Annotated in this window: 15 protein-coding genes; 11 read left to right on the forward strand and 4 right to left on the reverse strand. The window is 46.7% G+C overall.

Annotated elements, in window-relative coordinates:
- Positions 1-62: 62 nt before the first annotated feature.
- The 3 genes from DVO77_RS16990 to cysK all read right to left on the reverse strand — a co-directional run bounded on the left by DVO77_RS16990 (position 63) and on the right by cysK (position 5,806).
- Complete coding sequence (locus DVO77_RS16990; RefSeq protein WP_119979123.1) at positions 63-2,777, reverse strand: TonB-dependent receptor plug domain-containing protein; 2,715 nt, start codon at positions 2,775-2,777, stop codon at positions 63-65.
- Between the two features lie 630 nt (positions 2,778-3,407).
- A complete protein-coding gene (locus DVO77_RS16995) occupies positions 3,408-4,373 on the reverse strand; it encodes a TDT family transporter (protein WP_119979124.1) in 966 nt (321 codons plus the stop codon).
- A 464-nt stretch (positions 4,374-4,837) separates the two neighbouring features.
- Complete coding sequence (gene cysK, locus DVO77_RS17000) at positions 4,838-5,806, reverse strand: cysteine synthase A (RefSeq protein WP_119979125.1); 969 nt, start codon at positions 5,804-5,806, stop codon at positions 4,838-4,840.
- Positions 5,807-6,077: 271 nt separating this feature from the next.
- On the opposite strand from cysK, the gene DVO77_RS17005 reads away from it, so the two are divergent.
- Positions 6,078-7,289, forward strand: a complete 1,212-nt coding sequence (locus tag DVO77_RS17005) for an RDD family protein (RefSeq protein ID WP_249038200.1) — start codon at positions 6,078-6,080, stop codon at positions 7,287-7,289.
- 97 nt (positions 7,290-7,386) lie between these two features.
- Here DVO77_RS17005 and cysZ read toward each other — a convergent pair whose 3' ends face one another.
- The gene (gene cysZ / locus DVO77_RS17010) at positions 7,387-8,160 is read right to left on the reverse strand and encodes a sulfate transporter CysZ (RefSeq protein ID WP_110456921.1); all 774 of its coding nucleotides are present in this window, start codon (positions 8,158-8,160) and stop codon (positions 7,387-7,389) included.
- 185 nt (positions 8,161-8,345) lie between these two features.
- Here cysZ and DVO77_RS17015 point away from each other — a divergent pair, with 185 nt between their 5' ends.
- The 10 genes from DVO77_RS17015 to DVO77_RS17065 all read left to right on the forward strand — a co-directional run bounded on the left by DVO77_RS17015 (position 8,346) and on the right by DVO77_RS17065 (position 21,727).
- Positions 8,346-11,750 carry a chromosome segregation protein SMC gene (locus DVO77_RS17015; protein ID WP_119979127.1) on the forward strand — a complete coding sequence of 1,135 codons (3,405 nt, stop codon included), beginning with the start codon at positions 8,346-8,348 and terminating at the stop codon, positions 11,748-11,750.
- Positions 11,751-11,773: 23 nt separating this feature from the next.
- A complete protein-coding gene (gene zipA, locus DVO77_RS17020) occupies positions 11,774-12,841 on the forward strand; it encodes a cell division protein ZipA (protein ID WP_119979128.1) in 1,068 nt (355 codons plus the stop codon).
- Between the two features lie 69 nt (positions 12,842-12,910).
- On the forward strand, positions 12,911-14,920 hold the full coding sequence (gene ligA / locus DVO77_RS17025) for an NAD-dependent DNA ligase LigA (RefSeq protein ID WP_119979129.1): 2,010 nt from the start codon (positions 12,911-12,913) through the stop codon (positions 14,918-14,920).
- Positions 14,921-15,168: 248 nt separating this feature from the next.
- The gene (locus tag DVO77_RS17035) at positions 15,169-15,663 is read left to right on the forward strand and encodes a DUF2919 domain-containing protein (protein WP_119979131.1); all 495 of its coding nucleotides are present in this window, start codon (positions 15,169-15,171) and stop codon (positions 15,661-15,663) included.
- Between the two features lie 116 nt (positions 15,664-15,779).
- A complete protein-coding gene (locus tag DVO77_RS17040) occupies positions 15,780-16,991 on the forward strand; it encodes an HD-GYP domain-containing protein (protein WP_119979132.1) in 1,212 nt (403 codons plus the stop codon).
- Positions 16,992-17,056: 65 nt separating this feature from the next.
- Entirely contained in the window at positions 17,057-17,869 is an 813-nt protein-coding gene (locus DVO77_RS17045; protein ID WP_119979133.1) for an SDR family oxidoreductase, read from the forward strand.
- Positions 17,870-17,904: 35 nt separating this feature from the next.
- Complete coding sequence (locus DVO77_RS17050; protein WP_119979134.1) at positions 17,905-18,408, forward strand: GNAT family N-acetyltransferase; 504 nt, start codon at positions 17,905-17,907, stop codon at positions 18,406-18,408.
- A 555-nt stretch (positions 18,409-18,963) separates the two neighbouring features.
- Positions 18,964-19,230 carry a DUF4212 domain-containing protein gene (locus tag DVO77_RS17055; RefSeq protein WP_110456929.1) on the forward strand — a complete coding sequence of 89 codons (267 nt, stop codon included), beginning with the start codon at positions 18,964-18,966 and terminating at the stop codon, positions 19,228-19,230.
- 12 nt (positions 19,231-19,242) lie between these two features.
- Entirely contained in the window at positions 19,243-20,961 is a 1,719-nt protein-coding gene (locus DVO77_RS17060; RefSeq protein WP_119979135.1) for a sodium:solute symporter family protein, read from the forward strand.
- A 142-nt stretch (positions 20,962-21,103) separates the two neighbouring features.
- Positions 21,104-21,727, forward strand: a complete 624-nt coding sequence (locus DVO77_RS17065; protein WP_162924211.1) for a class I SAM-dependent methyltransferase — start codon at positions 21,104-21,106, stop codon at positions 21,725-21,727.
- Positions 21,728-22,083 lie beyond the last annotated feature (356 nt).

The following is a 22,083-nucleotide window of genomic DNA, read 5'->3' on the forward strand; positions in this document are numbered from 1 at the left end:
TTATTTGGCGCGATAAAAAAAACGGCATCCAAGGATGCCGTTTTTAGTGGGTGATGCTTATGTTAGAACTTCACTTCACCTTCAACAAACCATTCGCGTCCACGTGCATTGTAAACCGAGCGGTCATAATGTGGCCAAGAGGTGGCCGTTGGATCGAAGTTAGGACCGGCATCAAATAGGTTAACAACCCCAGCTTTAACCTTAATCGCATCGTTAATGTTGTAACCAGCAGTCAGGTTCCACTTCGTTTGTGACGCCACTTCATATGCGCTTTCGTCAAACGCTTCACCGTTATCAATGGCTGATTGCTTAAACGATTTGTAGTACATACCGTGCATACGCGCCGTGTGATAAGCACCCAGTGTCGCTTCGAAATCTTCAACAAACCAACCTAAAACAAGGTTAGCGCGGTACTGAGGTAAGCCACCATTTTCGATATCGTCTTCGACTGGATCGGTCGGCGAGATCTGACCTTCAGACAGTAAGATATAGCTACCGTTAAAGTTAAGCTTTAACTCACCAAATTGCTCAAGATCCCAACCGTAGCCAGCAGTGATGTCAATACCACGTACTTTTTGGAAGGCGAGGTTTTGAGCTACTGCGTTGATGTGGGTGATTTTGCCACTCTCATCGCGGGTGATCATATCCTCATACTGCTCATATTCACGCGCCGCTTTGCTTGGGCTGACATCACTGACCATGTCATCGAGCTTCCACTCCCACAGGTCGAAAGAAGCATTAAGCGTATCGCCGCCCCATACTGCGCCAATGTTTGCGGTATAACCGGTTTCAGCTTCGAGATCTTTGTTAGAGCCTGTGGTCTTATCTATGTGCAGTTCTTTACACACTTCATGCAGTGCTGCGTCATTGTCATAAGCTTGGCCCGGGATACCGCCCATCGCTTGACACTGCTTGAAGTCGATAACCGTTGAGAAAGCTTCGGTAGGATCGCCATATACGCGGTGCATATCGGGGGCGCGGAACACACTCGAGACCGAACCACGCACTAAGAGTTCGCGCAGTGGACGATATTCAACGGCAATCTGTGGTGACAAGTTACTACCAAAATCATCGTAATCATCGTAACGCAGTGCCGCGTTAATGGTGATGAGATCGGTTACAGGTAAGCTTAGTTCGGCATAGGTTGCCCAGTATGAGCGCTCCCCCGACCCTGATGAGCCACCTTTGTTTAAGATATTGCCTTTTTTCGACTCAGAATCGGCATCGCTCTGGTAATCTTGCTCTGTGTACTCAGCACCAAAGGCAAACATCGCATCACCAGCTGGCATCTCGAACGCCATACCAGAGATATTGGCTTGAATGTTTTTCTGAGTCGACTGGGCTGTTTCAAATGGCGTATAAGCAGCGTTAGCCACATCGGTATCGCTCATTTTTTCCAATAATGAGTTACCGTTATCTCCAGCAGTCAGGTAGTTATACATGCCAAGCTCTGTTGCCAAGCCTTGGCTAAACACATCGACATTGGTACGGCCGTAGTTTACCGATGCATCCCAGTTATACTCGTCGGCTAGCATGCCTTCAAGGCCCGTAGTAAAGAAGTAGTTACGCGTCTTGGTTTCACCACCGCGGCTACCAAATTCACTCAGACGGCGGGCGTAAAAGTACTCGCCGTTTTCAGCATTGGCAAAGTCACCACCAAGGGCTAACGTTTTGTCTGCAAACGTTTTGCTTTGGCCCGCGCCAGTCACAGTTAGGCTATTACCATCGACTGTGATGCCATATTCATCACCAATGGCCATAGGCTCGATATTGGTTACCGATTTGGCTTCAGCAAAATCGAGACGCCCCACAAATGTGATTTCATCAGCTAACTCATAGTTAAAGTTTGTCGAGCTGATAAAGCGCGTGCTTTCAGGTTGTAGATCGCGCCATTGTGAGCGGTCAAAGCCACATACGCTTCCAGCCATAGTATAACCAGCATCAGTGCACTCTTGTGCCGTCAGAACCCGTTGTCCTGTTGGAACCGTTTTATCGTCACGGGTGACAGCGGCAATGCGTGCACCGTATGAGCTGTATGCAGAATGTGGACTGTAAGGGACCTTGTCAGTATGTAGGCCAAAATTATCACGGTCGGTTGCTTTAAGTTGCTGGTTATCAGTAAATTCAATAAAACTTGATACGTTTCCGCGATCAGAAGAGGCACCTAACGACAAGGCGATGCGGTCACTGCCACCACCACCGTTGCTGGTATCGCCATGACGATATTTAATGGCAACGCCTTCGAAGTCTTTCTTTAAGATGATATTAATGACGCCACCGACGGCATCGGCACCGTAAATAGCCGAACCACCCGATTGCAAAATTTCGATACGTTGTACCGCTTCCATCGGCAGGTTAGCCGTATCAACGAAGTTATCGGTACCGCCAGCAGGTTTCGGGTACTGGTTTAGACGCTTACCATTGATAAGCGTTAAGGTACGGTTTGCGCCAGCGCCACGTAAACTGATTGATGACGCTGCCGGGGTAAAACCGTGCACAGACTGTGTGGTCATCGCGCCAGTTGTTGATGTTAGGCTTTCTAATGCATCTTGAATATTAGTAAAACCCTGTTTGGCCATCTCGTCGGCACTCATTACAGTAACCGGTGTGGCGGTTTCCATATCGGTACGCTTAATGCGTGAACCCGTCACTTCAATACGTTCAACACCACTATCTTCATTGGCAGCATAGGCTACAGATGTTCCAAGTGCGGCGGCAGTGGCACCACTTATTAATGCAAAACGCACAGCTTTAGCCAATATAGAATTAGGCTGCATTTTGATTCTCCCTGAGAATATTGTTATTGGTTTGGTTTTTATTAAGTAAAAGGTTTTTAAAGGTTTTCTTATATAAATCACTTCTACTTAACTTGAATATAATCATAGCCAAATAACAACTGCAACATATAGGTTACAGCTTAAGTTGAGAACCCTATTAACGCAGTGAGCTCAATAAATTAACATTCTGGTTGCTTTATATATTCATTTACACTTTTTAATCAGATTGATGCCTTAGTTTTATCTATTGTGTGAACTAAATAGCTATTAATAATTTGAATTATGTCGGTTTACGTGTCTTTAAAATGCTATTCCACAACAATCAATGTTTTATTATTGTTGCAATTGTTGCTTTTAAAAAGTTTTTTAAATATGTGTTTTTTTTAAGTCGAGTATTTTTAGAGCTAATTTCAGTGTATCAATGGGGTGCTTGGCACCAATTGTTACGTACATACTCGCTACATAATCGAGAGGGGAAAAGTAACCTATGGCTATATCTTGTGCTATTTAGTTCAGATCTCTCGCTAAAATGTGAACATTTAACAAGCAAATACGGGTTGGTTTTGTTGTGCCTTAACATTGTTGTCATTTAAGTAACGAATTGTATGTGGCCATGCTGGCCGTTACTCATTATTTAGTTGTGCGCATACTATAGAAACGTACATAGCGATAAATAACATAACTAACCACTATGCTGGCAATAATTAACTCAACGATGGCGGTTGTTTTTATCCCCATGGCTAAGTCAGTTGGACCAAATTCGTGATTAATCCAGTCATACACTTTAAATAAAGCGGTGGCCCCAATCACGAGTGGGAAGGTAAATGCCGCATAGCCTGGTGAAAAAGGCAGGGTGAATAATTTCACCAACGCCATATACACTAAGATGGTCATTAATAATGCGATACCTAATAATAATGCCACTAACATGATTGACGGATGCTCAGTGATGTTAAGGTAGCCCGCCAAAGACAAGCTTGCAGGGGCTGCCATGATAGCAATCGTTGGCTTAGCGGCATCGTCAATTTCACCACAGAAAATTAACCGATATAACATTACAGGTAGTAAGACTAAGTAGCAGCCTATCCCAAATCGAAGCAGTGCTTGGGCAAGCCATTGGTAGTCGGTGCCGCTGTAGCTCACTGCCGCCACTATGATGCCGATAGGGGGAACAAACCAGCTCGGCACCATGTGATTGAGCTGAAACTCACGTGCGCGATGATAGAGAAACACTGATAAAAATACTAAATGCAATACGATACCTGTTAGCCAGAGTCCTTGACTAAGTTGAAGGTGAAATTGGCTAACGCTGTTAGAAATCACCATCAAGGCCATGGCGAAAGTAGGTAACACACTGCCGATAACTGGGTGTGCTAACTCCTCTTTTAATATTTGAGGGTGAAGCAAAAATTTAGCCACAAGGGCAAGTAAAAGCACGCTCGCTATCGCCGCGCCCAGTGTTTGTCCTGTGCCATTAAGCTGAGGTAACAAGGTGTCCCAAGCCCAACCTAAGCTGGCGATAGCCAATGCTAAGCCACCCAATGGGCTGGGTAAGCGTGATGCACCGTGATACACAGAGTGAATTTTTTGTCTCATGATTTCCCCCTTTGACCTTTAATTTGTTGAATTATTGCCTCGAACACAGCGTAAAAATCACTTAAAAATGAGTGATAAACGCTTAACTCTTCTCTTTAAATGGCATTTTAAGTGGGAAATTTGGATAAGAATATTTGATTTATTTTATTTAAATAATAAATTATATTTATTCATTGCTGTTCACTCTTCACCTCTGAGTGGTGTAGCGTCGTGCAGATGTCAAAGGTGAATAGCATGGCTTTTATCAGGATGCTTGTCGTTAGCCGATGACTTATGATGGGGTAGTCGCAACGGAGTTAGACTTCGCTGCTCAGTGAGGCTTAGTATTAAGATGGATGCAGGTTTTGCATGATGGAAAGTAAAGTGTGAAGCTGACTCATAAAAAAACCAGCCACTAAGGGCCGGTTTTAATCATTAAAGCGTTATGAATTAATCTGATTATTAGTCCATCGCTATTTTAAGTGTTACTGCACGTTTTCAGCATCACCAAATTGGCCTTGGAACAACACTGAAGATAAGTAGCGCTCGGCTGCAGAAGGCAAGATCACTACGATGTTTTTGCCTTCAAACTCTGGCAGGACAGCAATACGATTAGCGGCAACCACAGCGGCACCCGATGAAATACCTACCAAGATACCTTCCTCTTTCATGAGTCGCTGGGCCATCTCAATCGCATCTTCATTACTGACCGCTTCTACGCGATCAACCACTTCTAAATCTAGGTTACCCGGAATGAAACCCGCGCCAATCCCCTGAATTTTGTGTGGGCCAGGTTGTATAGTTTGCCCTGCTAACGTTTGAGCTATAACGGGTGAGTCGACTGGCTCAACCGCCACTGACGTGATCGCCTTACCTTGTACATTTTTGATGTAACGGCTAATACCTGTGATAGTACCGCCAGTACCAACACCGGCCACGATAACATCGACTTCACCATCGGTGTCGTTCCAGATCTCAGGCCCGGTGGTTTTTTCATGGATCTCTGGGTTAGCTGGGTTATCGAACTGGCCTAAAATAAGGTACTTTTCTGGCGCCGATTGACGAATTTCTTCAGCTTTGTCGATAGCGCCTTTCATTCCTTTAGCGCCTTCGGTTAATACTAGGTTAGCCCCTAAGGCTTTTAATAACTTACGACGCTCAAGACTCATGGTATTGGGCATGGTGAGTGTTAATTTGTATCCGCGAGCAGCAGCAACATAGGCTAATGCAATCCCTGTGTTACCTGATGTCGGTTCTACCAGCTCGATATCCGAAGTCAGTAAGCCTTTTTTTTCTGCATCCCAAATCATGTTTGCACCGATGCGGCATTTAACACTGAAACTTGGATTACGTGCTTCTATTTTTGCGAGGACATTACCCTTGCTGACACGATTGAGACGAACAAGAGGGGTATGGCCAATGGTATGTGAATTGTCTTCGAAAATGTGACTCATGGGTTGCTTGCTCCTTTATTTATATTGTTAAATCATAGTGTTCTTTTGCCAGTTTAGAAATGATAGTTTCATCTTCGTTATTCTTTTTAGTTATTAATATGTAGATATTTATCATAAATACCCCGCTGCAACTCAACCCGCTGGCCGCTAGCAAATGTCTGTGGTGTGAGAGGGGCGTCTTGTTAGTTTATAGTGGTGTAAGCCATTAACTATTGATATTAATTGTTTTTTGTTCAATATAGATAATTTAATTATGCCATGGAGCGGACGTGTGAACCTTGATAGTGCCTTTAAAAATCGAGACAAAGATCCAAAAACCATAGTCACGCCGCTGGCGTTTAATATCGCTCCTAGCGTGTTGTATACGCCGTTAGCATCTCCATTAAAACGGGGATTGGCAATGATTATTGATGGGCTATTGATTAGCGTGTTGGCCGAGCAGGCTGGCGCTGTGTTTATCTTGCTGGTGGGATTAACCTTATTGATTGAGCGTAAAAGCCATCAATTGGGCCGCGCTTTAAAATGGCTGCTATATGCCGCAATGCTGCTGATGACCATCTGGGTGACCAGTGATAACTTGATTGAATTTAAACAAGGCTCGAACAGCGATACGCAACAGTCAGACAGTAAAGACCTCAACACTGATAAACTTGCACTGGCGTCACTGAAATTATTGCCCGACACCTTAAGCTTAACCCTATGCGAAAGCCGACTTTGTGCCGATAAGCAGTTGACCTTATTGGCCAGTAAGCTCGCTAATGTAAGCTTGAGCGAGGCTGACAAGCAGCAGATGTTATTGGACATTGTCTCTGAGCTGGAGCTACCGCCTGCGGATAAGGCAGACTTATCTCATACGGTGTCTGAGATGTTTGCCTCTAATATTGAAATTACCAGCGATAGCGCCGAAGCACGCGTGGCAACAGCTGCTGGCGATGAGATCACTGCGAAAGCACCACTTTCAATATCAGAAGCATCAATAATATCAGAGTCTAGCTTAACCCAAACAGATGGCACTACAAACGAGGCTATTATCGAGGAGACGCGCAGTATACCGCTCCCTAATAGCGACTCTACTGACACAAACCGCCGCCAGTCGGATAACAGTGATCACGCGCCTTACAGTCTGTTGGCGTGGGCCAAGGGGCTACTTAACGATTTAGGCTTAGGGTTTGGATGGGCAGCGTTTTATTTTACTGTATTCACCGCCTGGTTCGATGGTCAAACTTTGGGTAAAAAACTACTCAACATTCGGGTGATCCAGCTCGATGGGACGGCCATTTCACTCTGGGATGCCTTTGGGCGGTATGGCGGTTATGGCGCGGGATTCGCCACCGGGTTGCTAGGGTTTTTGCAAATTTTTTGGGATGCTAATCGCCAAGCTATCCAAGATAAAATATCGGCAACTGTGGTGATCGATTTATCTAAAAAAAGGCTAAATCCGACCGAGCCCACCAGAGGCACTGCAGCGGTTACTTCCACCTAATCGACATTTTAAGCCCTTAATCAATGGCGCAGGGCGAGATAGCAAAGGGCACTGCGTTGTAGCAGCGCCCTTTACGTGTCGGGTAAAAGGTGGGCGATTACTCGGGGGCAATAAGGTTATTTTTATAGGCTGCCCGATATTTGTCGACCCACATTGAGGTCGCGCCGCAGATGGCCACAGGCATCACGATAAAGTTAACAATGGGGATCATTGAAAACAGTGTGACCGATGCCCCAAAGCTGAAACTGCTGCCCTTGGTTTGGTTGAGGGCAAACTTCATATCCTCAAACGGCACCTTGTGATTATCGAACGGATAATCACAATATTGAATAGCCATCATCCACGCACTAAACATAAACCACAGAATGGGCGCGGCGGTTTGGCCAATAAATGGCACCCAGAACAAAATTAAAAACACCAATGCCCGCGGTAAATAGTATTTTAGCTTGATCCATTCTCGGCCCATGATGCGGGGCAAGTCTTTGATGAGATCAATCGTGGTGCCGGTATTAAGGTCTTTACCCGTTAAGTATTGCTCGACTTTTTCGGCCAACAACCCATTAAAAGGGGCGGCGAGCCAGTTCATCACCGAACTAAACACAAAAGAGAGCACCACCAGTAGAGTGAGTACCGCCAGTGGCCAGAGTAAGAAGTTAAGCCAAGTTAAATAGTCGGGTAATTGGCTGCTGACCCAAGCAAACATCTGCTCCAATTGCCCAATGGCAACATAGATCACTGCCGAAAATAACAGTAAGTTGATGGTCAGCGGGATAAAGACAAAACGTCTTAATCCTGGCTGCTTTATGAGCCGAAAACCATCGATAAAATAGTTGACGCCACTCTTGGGCGTCGAGCGGGTTTGTTGATTCATTGTGTTAAATACCACCGTTAACTGAATTAGCCACGATTGTGTGTCAGCATAGCGCGAAAAACAAGAGCAAAATGAGCCGCTAAGCGATAAAAAACGTTACAAAATGCGCCGTGCTTTGCTAAAGTGGCAGCCAATATTCGCCGGAGTTTTTCACGCTCCATCAATGAAGACGACCCGCTGGCTCAATGAGACTCAAACAGATAAAACTTGCTGGATTTAAGTCGTTTGTCGATGTTACTAAAATCCCTTTTAACCAACCGCTAAGTGCTATTATCGGCCCTAACGGCTGTGGTAAATCCAATGTTATCGACGCGGTACGTTGGGTGTTAGGTGAGAGCTCGGCCAAACATCTGCGTGGCGACTCGATGGCCGATGTTATTTTTAATGGCTCCTCGGCCCGGCGGCCGGTTTCTGTCGCCAGCGTAGAGTTATTGTTTGACAATCAACTGGGGCGCTTAGCTGGGCAATATGCCAGTTATCAAGAGGTCGCGGTTAAGCGTCAAGTCAGTCGCGATGGTGATTCGGCGTATTTTCTCAATGGACAAAAGTGCCGTCGTAAAGATATTACCGACCTGTTTATGGGCACAGGGCTTGGACCGCGCAGCTATGCCATTATTGAGCAGGGCACTATCTCGCGGCTTATCGAGTCTAAGCCGCAAGAGCTTAGAGTGTTTATTGAAGAAGCCGCGGGGATCTCACGTTATAAAGAGCGCCGCCGTGAAACCGAAAATCGCATACGTCACACCCGTGAAAACCTCGAACGTTTAGGTGATATTCGCCAAGAGTTAGGGCGTCAAATTGATAAACTGGCCGAGCAAGCTCAAGCCGCTAAACAATATCGTGCCTTAAAACAGACCGAGCGCACTCAAGATGCTGAGCTCGGGGTCTGTCGTTTTGTCGAGTTACAAGCTCAGTTTGATAATCTCAGCGGCGAAATAGTTAGTCATGAGCTGAAAAAAAGTGAGCTCGATGCCGCGAAAGAGGCACTGCAAAGGGAGCATACTCAGCTCAAGGTGCAACTCGATGAACTCGATCAACAAGAGCATCGTCAGGTCGAAGATTTTTATCTAACCGGCACCCATATCGCCAAACTCGAACAGTCACTAAAACATCGTCAGCAGCAAGATGCCCATCTACATCAACGGGTTGAAGATACCCAAGCAAAGCTTATCCTGATTCAGCGTCAGTTGGCAGAGTTAGATGAACGCCGCGAACAGTTAAGCCAACATCACCAAGCAGCAATCGATGCATACCAGCAACTGTCGATGCAACTTGAGGTGATTGATGAACAGCTCGTCGAAGCTGAGCAAGGGGTTGAGCAAGATAGCGAGGCGCACGTCCTCGCGACCCAGGCGCAGAACCAACATCAGTTAACCTATAAAGTGGCGCAAACAGAACTGAGCCACAGCAAAAGTAACTTGGCGCAAAAGAGCTCTCAAAAAGCGGCGTTGGTAACCCAGCTTAGCAAGCTGAGTCAAGATGATGTAACAACTCAACTGCAGCAGTTGCAAGCCCAGCGTGATGAGCTACAGATACAATCTGAGCAACTTAACCAGAGTAATCAGCAGTTAAATAGCCAATTAAACGAGCTAGAGCAGCAAGATAAGTGTCTCACGCAGCAGATAGATGCTCTCTCGCAGTCGCTCGCCGAGGAGCGTGGTCGCTTTAATGTGGTTAATCGTCTGCTGCCCGTAGCGGATGCCGATGATGGCAGTGCCTTATGGCAAGCGCTCAACGTGACACCGGGCTGGGAAGTGGCAATCGATTTGGCGCTCGAGGGGGTACTGACCCAAAAGGTGGACGCTGCGTCTGGCCTTGGGTTTGTCACCACTGAATCCCATCAATGGGGTGGTGTTAGCGCCGCCGTTAACTTGGCACCTTGGTTAGCGCATTTGCGCTGGGCTAACGAGTTAAGTAGTGCACAAGCCATGTTGCCCAGTATCGAGCAACACGAGCGCATCGTGACAGCCGATGGCTATTTAATTGGCCACGGGTTTGTATTGCAAAAAAGCGAGCAGGGCAGCGCCTTAGTTCAGCTTAAAATGGAAAAAGAGGCATTAACCGCCAGTATTGCAAGCAGCGAAGTAACCTTAAATACCCTGCGCAAGCAGTCACAGCAGTGCGCTAATCAATTGCTAAACTACCGCAGCCGTTGCCATGATGGCGCGGTTAAAATGCAACAAATGCAGCTGAGCCTTGAGCGAATGCGCAGCCAAATTGACGCCGCAGAGCAGCGTATAGCTCATAGCCGCGAGCAGCGCAGTCAGCTTGAGGTGCAGCTCAGTGAACTCGAGCTGACTTTAGTGGACGACGAGCAACGCTGCCTAGCGTTAAGTGAGCGCTTAGCTCAGGATGAGTCCCGTGCTAGCGACCTGATTCAGCAAAGCGAGCGATTAGCTCGTGCGCAGCAAGAAAGTAGCGCCCAACTCAAACGATTAAAGCAGCAGCGAGCCGAATGTGCTCGCCAGTGCAGTCAGCGCCAAAGCGCGCTGCAAACACTACAGACAGACTTGGCGCTCAATCAACAGCAAACACAACAACTGCAACAACAGATCAGTGAACATTCAGCATCATTAGCTTCCTTGAAAGAGCAACTTGAGGGCAAGGCTCTCTCAATCAGCGATCACAGCGCACAGCAAGTGCAGCAGCAACTTAATGCAGAGCTGGAAATACAACAAAGTAAGCAGCAAGCATTAACGGCATTACGTGGCCAGCAAGCACACTTACAAAATCAACTCGATAAGATAGTAACAACGCAAAAACAACAGCTTGGTAATATCGAACACTTGACTCAGGCTATCAGCACGTTAAAGTTACGACGCGAAGGCATTAAGGGACAAGCCGATAGCCAGCGAGCTTTGCTGGCAGAGCACGAGATTAATCTCGAGGCGGTCAAAGATACGCTAGATGTTGCCATTACAGTGGGCCAGCATCAAAAAGCCCTAGAGCGGACTCGGGCGCGCATTGCCCAGTTAGGTGCGATCAACTTGGCCGCGATTGAAGAATATGAGCAACAAAGTGAACGTAAACACTATTTAGATAGCCAAGATGCCGACTTAAATAAGGCACTTAATAGTTTAGAAGAAGCGATCCGCAAAATTGATAAAGAAACCAAAACCCGCTTTAAAGAGACATTTGATAAGGTTAATCAAGACCTTGGAATACTGTTTCCTAAAGTATTTGGTGGAGGAAGTGCACAGCTGGCATTGACCGATGATGACTTGCTTGAAACTGGTGTCACCATTATGGCGCGTCCTCCGGGCAAAAAGAATAGTACAATTCACCTGCTTTCTGGTGGAGAAAAAGCGCTAACCGCTTTATCATTGGTATTTGCAATTTTTAGGCTAAATCCGGCGCCTTTTTGTATGCTAGATGAAGTGGATGCGCCTCTCGATGACGCCAATGTGGACAGATTTTGTCGTTTGGTTAAAGAGATGTCTCAAAGCGTACAATTTGTTTATATTAGTCACAATAAGATCACCATGGAATTGGCGGATCAATTAATAGGTGTCACTATGCATGAACCTGGGGTATCACGCATAGTTGCCGTCGATATTGATGAAGCGGTGGCATTAGCCGACGCAGGATAATTTTGGGAAAAACAGGGTAATCAATGGAAAATTTGCAACTGGTATTGTTCGTGTTAGGAGCGATAGCCATTATCGCGGTACTTGTGCATGGTTTTTGGTCCATTAGACGGCAGCAGCCTAGGTCATTAAAGTCTGGCTCTATGGCTGAAATGTACACAGATAAAAATCGTGATCGCGAAGGCTTTGACGCCGATGGTATTGGTGCTGTGCGTGTACGCAAACTGAGCCCTGAAGAAGCACCTGGGCGCAGTGCAGGTGGCAGCGCAAGTGATAGCGCGGCGATGAATGACCGAGACCACAGTATTGTGACATCAGCGGAAGCGCCAAGCCGTGACAGCGAAACCGATTTTACCTTATCAGACACGCCGCACGCCAAAGTCTCGCGTGCGCGCCAAGAGCCGGTGTTGTCTGGACGCGATACAGGCCATAACGTTGAGCCCAGTATGGGCGACACTGAACATACCCAGGAGACTATAGAGCAGATGGAATTAGGTTTAGGCCAAACTCCGGCTCAGAGTTCATTTTTTGATGATGTTCAACCGCTCGATGATGCGGCTCACGCTGCTCACTCGCACCACACGGATGAGTCCTCTGCAGCACAGCAGTCCAAGGCTCAAGCCCCCGCAGAATCGATAGCCGCGGCACCAGCGCAAGCTGAGATAAAGGATGAGCCACTGGGCGAACCACAAGATGTGCTGGTGTTGCATGTTGTGGCCAATGAGGGCGAAAAGTTACAAGGCGCCGAGTTACTGCCTAGCCTCTTAACCCTTAACTTTAAATTTGGTGACATGGATATTTTCCATCGCCATGAGGATAACGCCGGCACTGGTAAAGTTTTATTTTCGTTGGCGAATATGGTTAAGCCTGGTGTGTTTAACCCCGATGAAATGGAGCAGTTTACCACTCAAGGTATTGTGTTATTTATGACGCTACCTTGCTATGGCGATCCACTGATGAACTTTTCAATCATGCTGAATTCGGCGCACCAATTGGCCGATGATTTAGGCGGCAAAGTACTCGACGGTGGTCGTGGCTTATGGAGCGAACAAACCAAGCAGTCATACCTGCAACGCATCCGTGCCCAAGCGTAAATTGAATCATATATATTGAAAATAGAGGCCGCATCTGCGGCCTCTATTGCTTAATCTGGACGAGAAACCATGCAAGCCATACAAGACGAAATTCAACAACTCACCGCCGAACTTAATCTTCACAATTACCGTTATTATGTCGACGACGCACCGTCTATTCCCGATGCGGAATATGATCGCCTTATGCGCCGCTTACAGAGTTTAGAAGCTCAATACCCTGAGTTTGCTTTGATGGACTCTCCGACTCAACGAGTGGGTGGCGAAGCGCTAGCAAAGTTTGAACAAGTGACACATTTAAAGCCGATGCTTAGCTTAGACAATGTGTTTAGTGATACCGAATTTAATGCTTTTTACAAACGCGTGAGCGATAAAACCATAACGGCGCCCGCATTTTGCTGTGAGCCCAAACTCGACGGTTTGGCGGTCAGTATTTTATACCGCAATGGGCTATATGAACGTGCCGCTACCCGCGGCGATGGCACCGTTGGCGAAGATATTACCGAAAATGTGCGCACCATTAAGTCGATACCGCTGCGCCTACGTGGTGATGATTTTCCGCCGCTGTTAGAGGTGCGCGGCGAAGTGTTTATGCCCAAAGCCGCGTTTGAAGCGGTCAATAACAAGGCGCGCCAAAAGGGTGAAAAGCTGTTTGTTAATCCGCGTAACGCCGCTGCTGGCAGCCTGCGTCAACTCGACAGTAAAATTACCGCCAGCCGTGCATTAGCCTTTTATGCCTACGCACTCGGGGTCGTCGAACCTGAATCTTGGCCCTTGGCAGACAATCATTTTGAGCAGTTAATGCAGCTTAAAGCTTGGGGGCTGTCCGTAAGCGCCGAAGTGAAAGTCTGCAAGGATATCCCTGCTATTTTTGCCTATTATCAAGATATTATGGTGCGCCGGGCCGACCTGGCTTATGAAATTGATGGGGTGGTGCTTAAGGTCAACGATATCGCGCAGCAAAAGCAGCTTGGCTTTGTGGCCAAAGCGCCGCGCTGGGCAACCGCCTATAAATTCCCCGCACAAGAGGAGTTGACGGTACTCGAAGGGGTCGACTTTCAGGTCGGGCGCACTGGCGCAGTGACCCCTGTGGCACGGTTAAAACCTGTGTTTGTCGGGGGGGTGACGGTGTCGAATGCCACTTTACATAATGCCGACGAAATCGCACGTCTTGGGGTGAAAATTGGCGACAGTGTCATTATTCGCCGTGCTGGGGATGTGATCCCGCAAATTGTCGCCGTAGTAAGTGATAAGCGTCCCGATGATGCGCAAGACATTGTTTTTCCTATGGCGTGCCCAGTCTGTGGTAGCGATGTGGAGCGTATCGAAGGTGAAGCGGTGGCCCGTTGCAGTGGCGGCCTGTTTTGTGAAGCGCAGCGTAAAGAGGCGATTAAGCACTTTGCCTCACGCAAGGCACTAAACATCGATGGCATGGGCGATAAAGTGGTCGAGCAGATGATCGACAAAGAGCTTATCGAAAGTCCAGCAGACTTATTTAAGCTGAGTGCATCATCATTGACCATGCTCGATCGTATGGGGCTTAAGTCAGCCACCAAGTTAGTTGCAGCCATTGAGGCGGCGAAACAAACCACCTTTGCTCGTTTCCTCTATTCATTAGGGATCCGCGAGGTCGGCGAGGCCACCGCCGCTAACTTAGCCCATTATTTTAAAACCCTCGATAAGTTGATTCAGGCCGATGCCGAGACCTTTATGAAGGTCGATGATGTCGGGGTGATTGTGGCGCAGCATCTAGTGCACTTTTTTGCCCAGCCCCATAACCTTGAAGTGGTCGAGCGACTGCTAGAGGCGGGCGTGACCTGGCCTGCAATCGAAGAGGTTGCCGCCGAAGAGCAACCCCTAAAAGGGCAAACTTGGGTGTTAACCGGCACCTTAAATCAGCTTAATCGTAACGATGCCAAGGCGCAGTTACAGGCATTAGGTGCCAAAGTGGCGGGCAGTGTGTCGAAAAATACCGACTGCTTAGTCGCGGGTGAAGCGGCTGGCTCAAAGCTAACTAAGGCGCAGGAGTTAGGGGTGAAGGTGATCGATGAAGATGAGTTATTAGCATTGCTCAATCGTTAGCCAAAACACCTAAATCACTCGGCTGGCCGATAGCATTATGGGTTATCTGTCAGCTTTTTATTGTCAACGGCCGCCTTTTTTACCGCTGTCAGATAAGGGATTAAGCGTGAGTCCCTGCTGGGGGGACCCGCGATATTGGCTATATGGTTGAAATCTCGATTACTTGCCACAATATATCCAGTTAGTACTCTGCCAGTATCGCGTTTAGGCGCTGCCGATAGCGATTGGCTCATCACGGAGATATACGTTTGAACTTTGGCCACATCAACTGGATTGACGATAATGGGCACTTTAAACCGCCTATCATGCTTTATCTGATATTGGCGTTTATCGCTCGAGGTTGGTGTGTCTTTATTGCCTCGCTGACTCAAGCCAGTGATAGAGCGGCTTTGGTGGCGTTGATCTATCCGCAAAAGTCTGATTTTCTGTTGGCATTAGCCGCCGGTGCCGGGGCATTGATACTGTATGCATTGGTGATAGCCGAGCGGAAACGCGCTCCTCGTTGGGTTCGTCCTATATTCAATCAATTGAAATGGTTGTTGGTGTTGCTATTGATGATTGATGGTGGCTTGTTACTGCAACGCTTAATACATAATCACTTTTTGTACACATGGCACTTCGGCTTGGACGCGCTCTTTTTGTTTTGGAGCCTGCTGTATATCGCCAGTTCTAAACATTTAAGTTACTACCTTAATGACTGGCGAAATGACGCTAACATGGCCCATATCGATAGCGGGAAATAAGCTCGCAACTTACAGCTAGCTTTGCTGTAACGGTTTAATCTGTTTGGCTAATGATTGTTTTTTGTCGACTTCGTGACTTTACTGTAAAGAGGTAAGGTTATAGGGAGCGACATAAAGTGGCTAAAGCGCAGGCGATACAATTACCCCTGTCTCAACTTAGAATTGGCATTACGGTTAAGTTGCCGCTGTCTTGGCAACATCATCCTTTTTGGCTCAACCGGATTAAAATTGAGCAACAGGCGCAAATAGAGCTGATTAAAAGCCTAGATGTGCCTTATGTATTTTTATTGTCAGGGCAAACCTTACTACAAGACAACCCACAGCCTAAGGCGGACGTGGTAGCACCTGCTGCGCAACTTAGCGAAGATGAGGCCCTACTAGCGGCCAAGCATACGGCTAAAAAAGCCCTACGGCTCAGCCAAAGCCGTTTTATCGACAGTATCAATCATTGCCGCGCGGCCTTTAGTAAAATCGCCAGCGATCCCGCAGGCGCCTATCGTGATGCCGCCACCTTGGTCGAGTCATTACTGGAGCATCTGCACCAAACCGATAACCCAAGATTAGCCATTGTCACCACAGGTGAAGCGACGAGTGTGACTCAACATGGCGTGAGTGTCGCTGTGCTAGGGTTAATCATCGCTAAAGCAATGGATTTGTCGAAATCGGATATGCGCGATATTGCCTTAGGGTGTCTATTCCATGACATTGGTAAGCTTAAAGTGCCCGAAAACATCCGCAATAAAAAAGCCGACTTGAGCACTGCTGAAATGAACTTTATCAAGATGCACCCAAATTTTGGGGTCGACATGTTGAGTAAAACGGGCCTATTTAATAAAGCGGTGCTTAATATCGTATTACATCACCATGAGTATGTTGATGGCTCGGGTTACCCCGATGGCTTAACAGACAAGCAGATCCCGATGTTGACCCAAGTGGTGAGCCTAGCCAATGATTTTGATGCTCAGTTGTGGGCGAATGAAGAGCATTCCCCACAGCAAGCTCTTGGCTTTCTATTTAAAAATCATGCGGGTAAACACGCCCAGACGTTGATCGCGCTATTAGTGAAATTATTAGGCATCTATCCGCCCGGTACACTAGTGCAGTTGTCGGATGGTCAGTTTGCTAAAGTGATGCTCACCACAGCATCGGTTAAACAGCCACATGTATGGGCCTGCTCCCACGATGGCAGCGATCCTAAACTGCGTTTTTTAGATCAAGAGCAAATCGATATTGAGCGCGTTGTGACTCACGCAGAGCTAAATGAGCGTCTACACAAGGTGCTTCAAAGTGGTGTGGGCAGTAGTTTTTATTTTAGTCATACCGAGTAGCTGCGCTTTGCTGAACAGTACATTTAAGGTATTTTATCAGTACGACTTTTTAGTAAAGACACTTTATGATTCATTCAGTTGCTGTTGTTGGTTGTGGTTGGTTTGGCTTACCATTAGCCAAAGCGTTGGTGGAAAAAGGGCTTTTAGTTAGCGGCTCTAAACGGGATACAACTCAAGCATCTGCATTAAAAGAGCAGGGTATTGATGGTTTTGTGTTAGATCTTGACGCGCCGCAGCCTTTTGATGGTGAGCAATTAGCTAAACTTCACGCCGATGCAATCGTCATTAATATTCCCCCAGGGCTTCGTCGTGGCGACAGTGGCTATCTTGTGCGACTTGAACGTCTACAGACGCTGATGGGCAAACATGCCTATCAGCGCATTATTTTTATTAGCACTACAGGTGTGTATCCTGCTAATGGCAAGGTACAACATGAAGCTGACGCCACAGCCTATAACGATACGAGTAAGATCCTGCTGCAGGCTGAAGCCATGTTTAAAGGGGCTGTTATTGTCCGGTTTGCCGGATTAATGGGGCCTAAACGTCATCCGGGGCGCTTTCTTGCCGGTAAAACCGGCTTAACCGGGGCAATGCTATCGGTCAACATGACTCACCTTGATGATTGCGTTGGTGGCGTAATGACCCTACTTACCCATCAAGGCCAACTGGCACCAGCTTATAATATCTGCTCACCCGAACATCCCAATAAGGCAGCGTTTTATCAGCGCGCGGCGGCAATACTCGGCGTAGCTGAGCCAGAGTTTGCCTCATCTGGAGATAAGGCGGAGGATAAAGTGGTCGATGGCTCGCTCATTTGTCGGCAGCTGGGTTATCAATATCAACATTATGATCCCTTTGAGATGCTGAAGTTTTGTTAATACTACCTATTGAATGATTAAGCATAAGGAGTGGTATGGAGTTACTCTTGCCAATAATGCAATATCAAGCGAGTTATCTGAGTTATATTGACGAGCTGGGTGATGAGGAGCGCTATCCGTTTCCGCTTGATTTCGAGCATCACGACTTCGAAGCCATGTTAGCTAAGATGGCCCGTTTTGCTCAAGGAAAAGACTTGCCTCCCGGTTATGCTGCCAGCACCACCTTGTGGCTGATTTATGAGGGCGAGATAATAGGAGTGACTAACATAAGGCATTATTTAACAACGCAAATTGCCCATTGTGGTGGTCATATCGGGTTGAGTATACGCCCCTCACAGCGTGGTAAAAATTGGGGCAAACGACTCATGCAACTGTCTATAGAACACTTACGTCAGAGAGGGGTCGTACAAGTACATCTGCATTGTCTTCAATCGAATCTTGCATCGGCTAAAGCGATAATCCGAAACGGTGGTATGCTCGACTCTGAAGTCAATATGAAAGGGCAGTGGGTTCAAAGGTATGTTGTTGATTTAAAGTAACATTTACCCTTAACCTTATTTTGTCAGTGGCAACAATAGTTGTTGAAGCCATAGCAGCATAAAAATGAGCCCAAAGGACGATTACCACCATTAATTTAGGGATTAGACTAACTTTACAGGACGTTAAACCTTAGGTGTTTGCAACACTCGCTGTACTAACTATTCAACGCCTACCGACTCGAAAAAATACTCGATATCGCTTGCCATTTTCAAAACCCAGCGGTTACATTTTCAAAATTAGCCGGCGCGCTACACAATTCCACTAATCATCAATTGCCAAACCAAGCGAACCTGTTTGCCAAACTAGGCGGCGCGCTACAACTAGCCAGCGCGCTATACATCATCACATCTCTGTTCGACATTAGTCTAATGTAAGCGTTTGATATTTTTAATGGTTTACGTGAGCGTCAACCTCTATCTTTTTGTTTTTAAATTGTTAAGTTGAATTTTAATGAAAGGTTTACGTTGGCGTTAGACTAAGGTCGCGATTGTTGTTGCGCAAATGCTTGCTAGATTAAATTTTGTCTTAATCATAATTAGCACAGGGGAGTCGTAATGGCTTTTGAAAATAACGAAAAGGCAGAAGGATACTGGCGTGAGAATTTACGCTTGGTACTTGGACTGCTAGCAATATGGGCTGCAGTTTCATTTGGTTGCGGCATTTTACTGGTCGATGTACTTAATGAAATCCATTTTATGGGCTTTAAGTTGGGCTTCTGGTTTGCTCAGCAAGGGGCTATCTATGTATTCGTTGCGCTTATTTTTGTCTACGTGGCGAAAGCCAATACGCTAGATAAAAAATACGGTGTTCATGAAGATTAAGGAGTAACGAATATGGATATAAAAACATTAACTTATCTGATCGTCGGTCTTACCTTTGCTTTATATATTGGTATTGCGATTTGGTCTCGTGCAGGTTCGACTAAAGAATTTTATGTCGCTGGCGGTGGGGTTCACCCCATTATGAACGGTATGGCGACAGCGGCTGATTGGATGTCGGCAGCGTCATTTATTTCGCTTGCCGGTATCGTCTCTTTTGTTGGTTATGATGGCTCAGTCTATCTGATGGGCTGGACTGGTGGCTACGTGTTATTGGCGCTATGTATGGCACCTTATCTGCGTAAGTTTGGTAAGTTTACCGTACCTGACTTTATTGGCGATCGTTACTATTCACAGACAGCGCGGACGGTGGCGGTGATCTGTGCCATCTTTATCTGTTTCACCTATATCGCAGGACAAATGCGTGGTGTGGGGGTGGTGTTCTCGCGCTTCCTCGAGGTCGAGATTGAAACTGGGGTGTATATCGGTATGGCGGTGGTGTTTTTCTATGCCGTGCTTGGTGGCATGAAAGGGATCACTTACACCCAGGTTGCACAATATTGCGTATTGATTTTCGCCTTTATGGTGCCCGCTATCTTTATATCTATCATGATGACGGGACATATTTTACCGCAAATTGGCTTTGGGGCCGAACTGGTTGATGCTGCGGGTAATGGGACGGGGGTCTTTTTGCTTGAAAAGCTCGACGGTCTTTCGGCAGAATTGGGCTTCTCCCAGTATACGGAAGGCTCTAAGAGCATGATTGATGTGTTCTTTATCACTGGAGCCTTGATGTTTGGTACGGCTGGTTTACCTCACGTCATTGTCCGCTTCTTCACTGTACCTAAGGTGAAGGATGCGCGAGTGTCTGCAGGTTGGGCATTGGTGTTCATTGCCATTATGTATACGACCGTGCCTGCACTGTCCGCCTTCTCTCGGGTAAATATGATTGAGACCATTAATGGTCCAGATGCTAGCGGTGTTGCTTATGAAACTGCGCCAGACTGGATTAAAAACTGGGAAAAAACCGGTTTGATCAAGTGGGATGATAAGAATGCCGATGGCAAGCTTTATTATGCCAATGGTGAGGCCAATGAAATGACCATTGACCGCGATATCATGGTACTCGCAACGCCTGAGATTGCTAATTTACCTGCATGGGTAATCGCATTAGTGGCTGCAGGAGGGATGGCAGCAGCGTTGTCGACAACAGCGGGCTTACTACTGGTGATCTCAACGTCGGTCTCACATGATCTTTTGAAGAAAAACTTAATGCCTAATATCTCGGATAAAAAAGAACTCATGTATGCTCGTATTGCTGCTGGTTTGGGCATAGTGATGGCCGGTTACTTTGGTATTAATCCGCCGGGCTTCGTGGCTGCGGTGGTCGCGATAGCCTTTGGTTTAGCGGCATCATCCTTGTTTCCAGCAATCATCATGGGGATCTTCTCTCGCACCATGAACAAAGAAGGTGCGGTAGTTGGTATGGTAACAGGTCTGCTGTTTAGCGCAGCGTATATCATCTACTTTAAGTTTGTGAATCCTGCTGATAACAATCCTGAGCACTGGTTATTGGGGATTTCGCCAGAAGGGATTGGTATGTTAGGCATGATAGTCAACTTTACCGTGGCCTTTATTGTTAGCAGAGTGACCACTGCCGTACCCCAAGATGTGGTGGATATGGTTGAGTCGATTCGCTTTCCTAAAGGGGCTGGCGAGGCGCACGATCATTAATCAATAATGACCATGATCTTAAGTTAAGAAGGAGCGCTGAGCGCTCCTTTTTTATTGCGCTAGCTATGCTTAGCTAATTAAGATATTTGCAATGGCGTGAGTTAATTACGCCTCATGTGTGATTGATAAAGCGGAGGCTTGCTTGGAAAACTATCGTATTTCAGTTAACACATTTAATGAGGTGGCGCAGCAATACCAAGACAAATATATGTGCTGGCCCGAGTATACCGCCACCTACGATGCGCTTTGTGATTATTTATCGCCAACGGCGAGGGTGCTCGATATCGCCTGCGGACCGGGTAATATTGCCCATTACCTGTTAACGCGCTACCCACAATTGGATTATTTAGGCATAGATTTGGCGCCGAATATGGTGACATTGGCGCAAGTTAATAATCCAAAGGGGCAATTTAAGGTAATGGATTCGCTGGATATTAGCCGTTTGTCAGCACAATTTGATGCGATGGTGTGTGGCTTTTGTTTGCCCTATTTAAATCAGGTGCAGGTAAGGTCGTTACTGTCGGGTATGGCAGCGTACCTTGAACCCAATGGCTTGATGTATCTCAGCTGGATAGCGGGGGATTTGGGCGAGGCGAAAGCGCAAACGTCAAGTTGTGGTCAGCAGGTGTTTACCTACTATTATCCAAAGCAGTGGCTTATCGATGTGTTACGACAAGCGTATATCGAGCCACTGTATCTGCATCGGCAGCAGAGCCCAAATGGGCAAGACAGTGAGCTGTTTATGATTGGCCGCCGACAAAGATGAGTCTATTGGTGTGACTGGCCATAAGTCGTATAGCAAGGTGTTATAAGTCAAGGCTATAGTAGCTCTGATGATAGTTCTTGGCGTTAGTTTTTAGTGCTAGTTATTAGTGTTAGCCATCGGTATTACTTCTTGGTCTTAGCTCTTAGCATTAAGCATTGGCGTTCTATACCGTGAGCGACTAAGCATAAGCCTAGTATTTAACCTAAGCCGATTATTGTAACGCGATGATATACCCAATCGGGGGGGATATTCCTACAGATGCTGACTTAGGTTAGTTGCTATTAGGAAATAAGGGATAGCGTTAATAGATTGCTCATTTACCTTAGTTATAACTCGATGGTTTTATCAATCATTCG

This window comes from Shewanella algidipiscicola (assembly GCF_003605125.1).
Classification (GTDB): domain Bacteria; phylum Pseudomonadota; class Gammaproteobacteria; order Enterobacterales; family Shewanellaceae; genus Shewanella; species Shewanella algidipiscicola.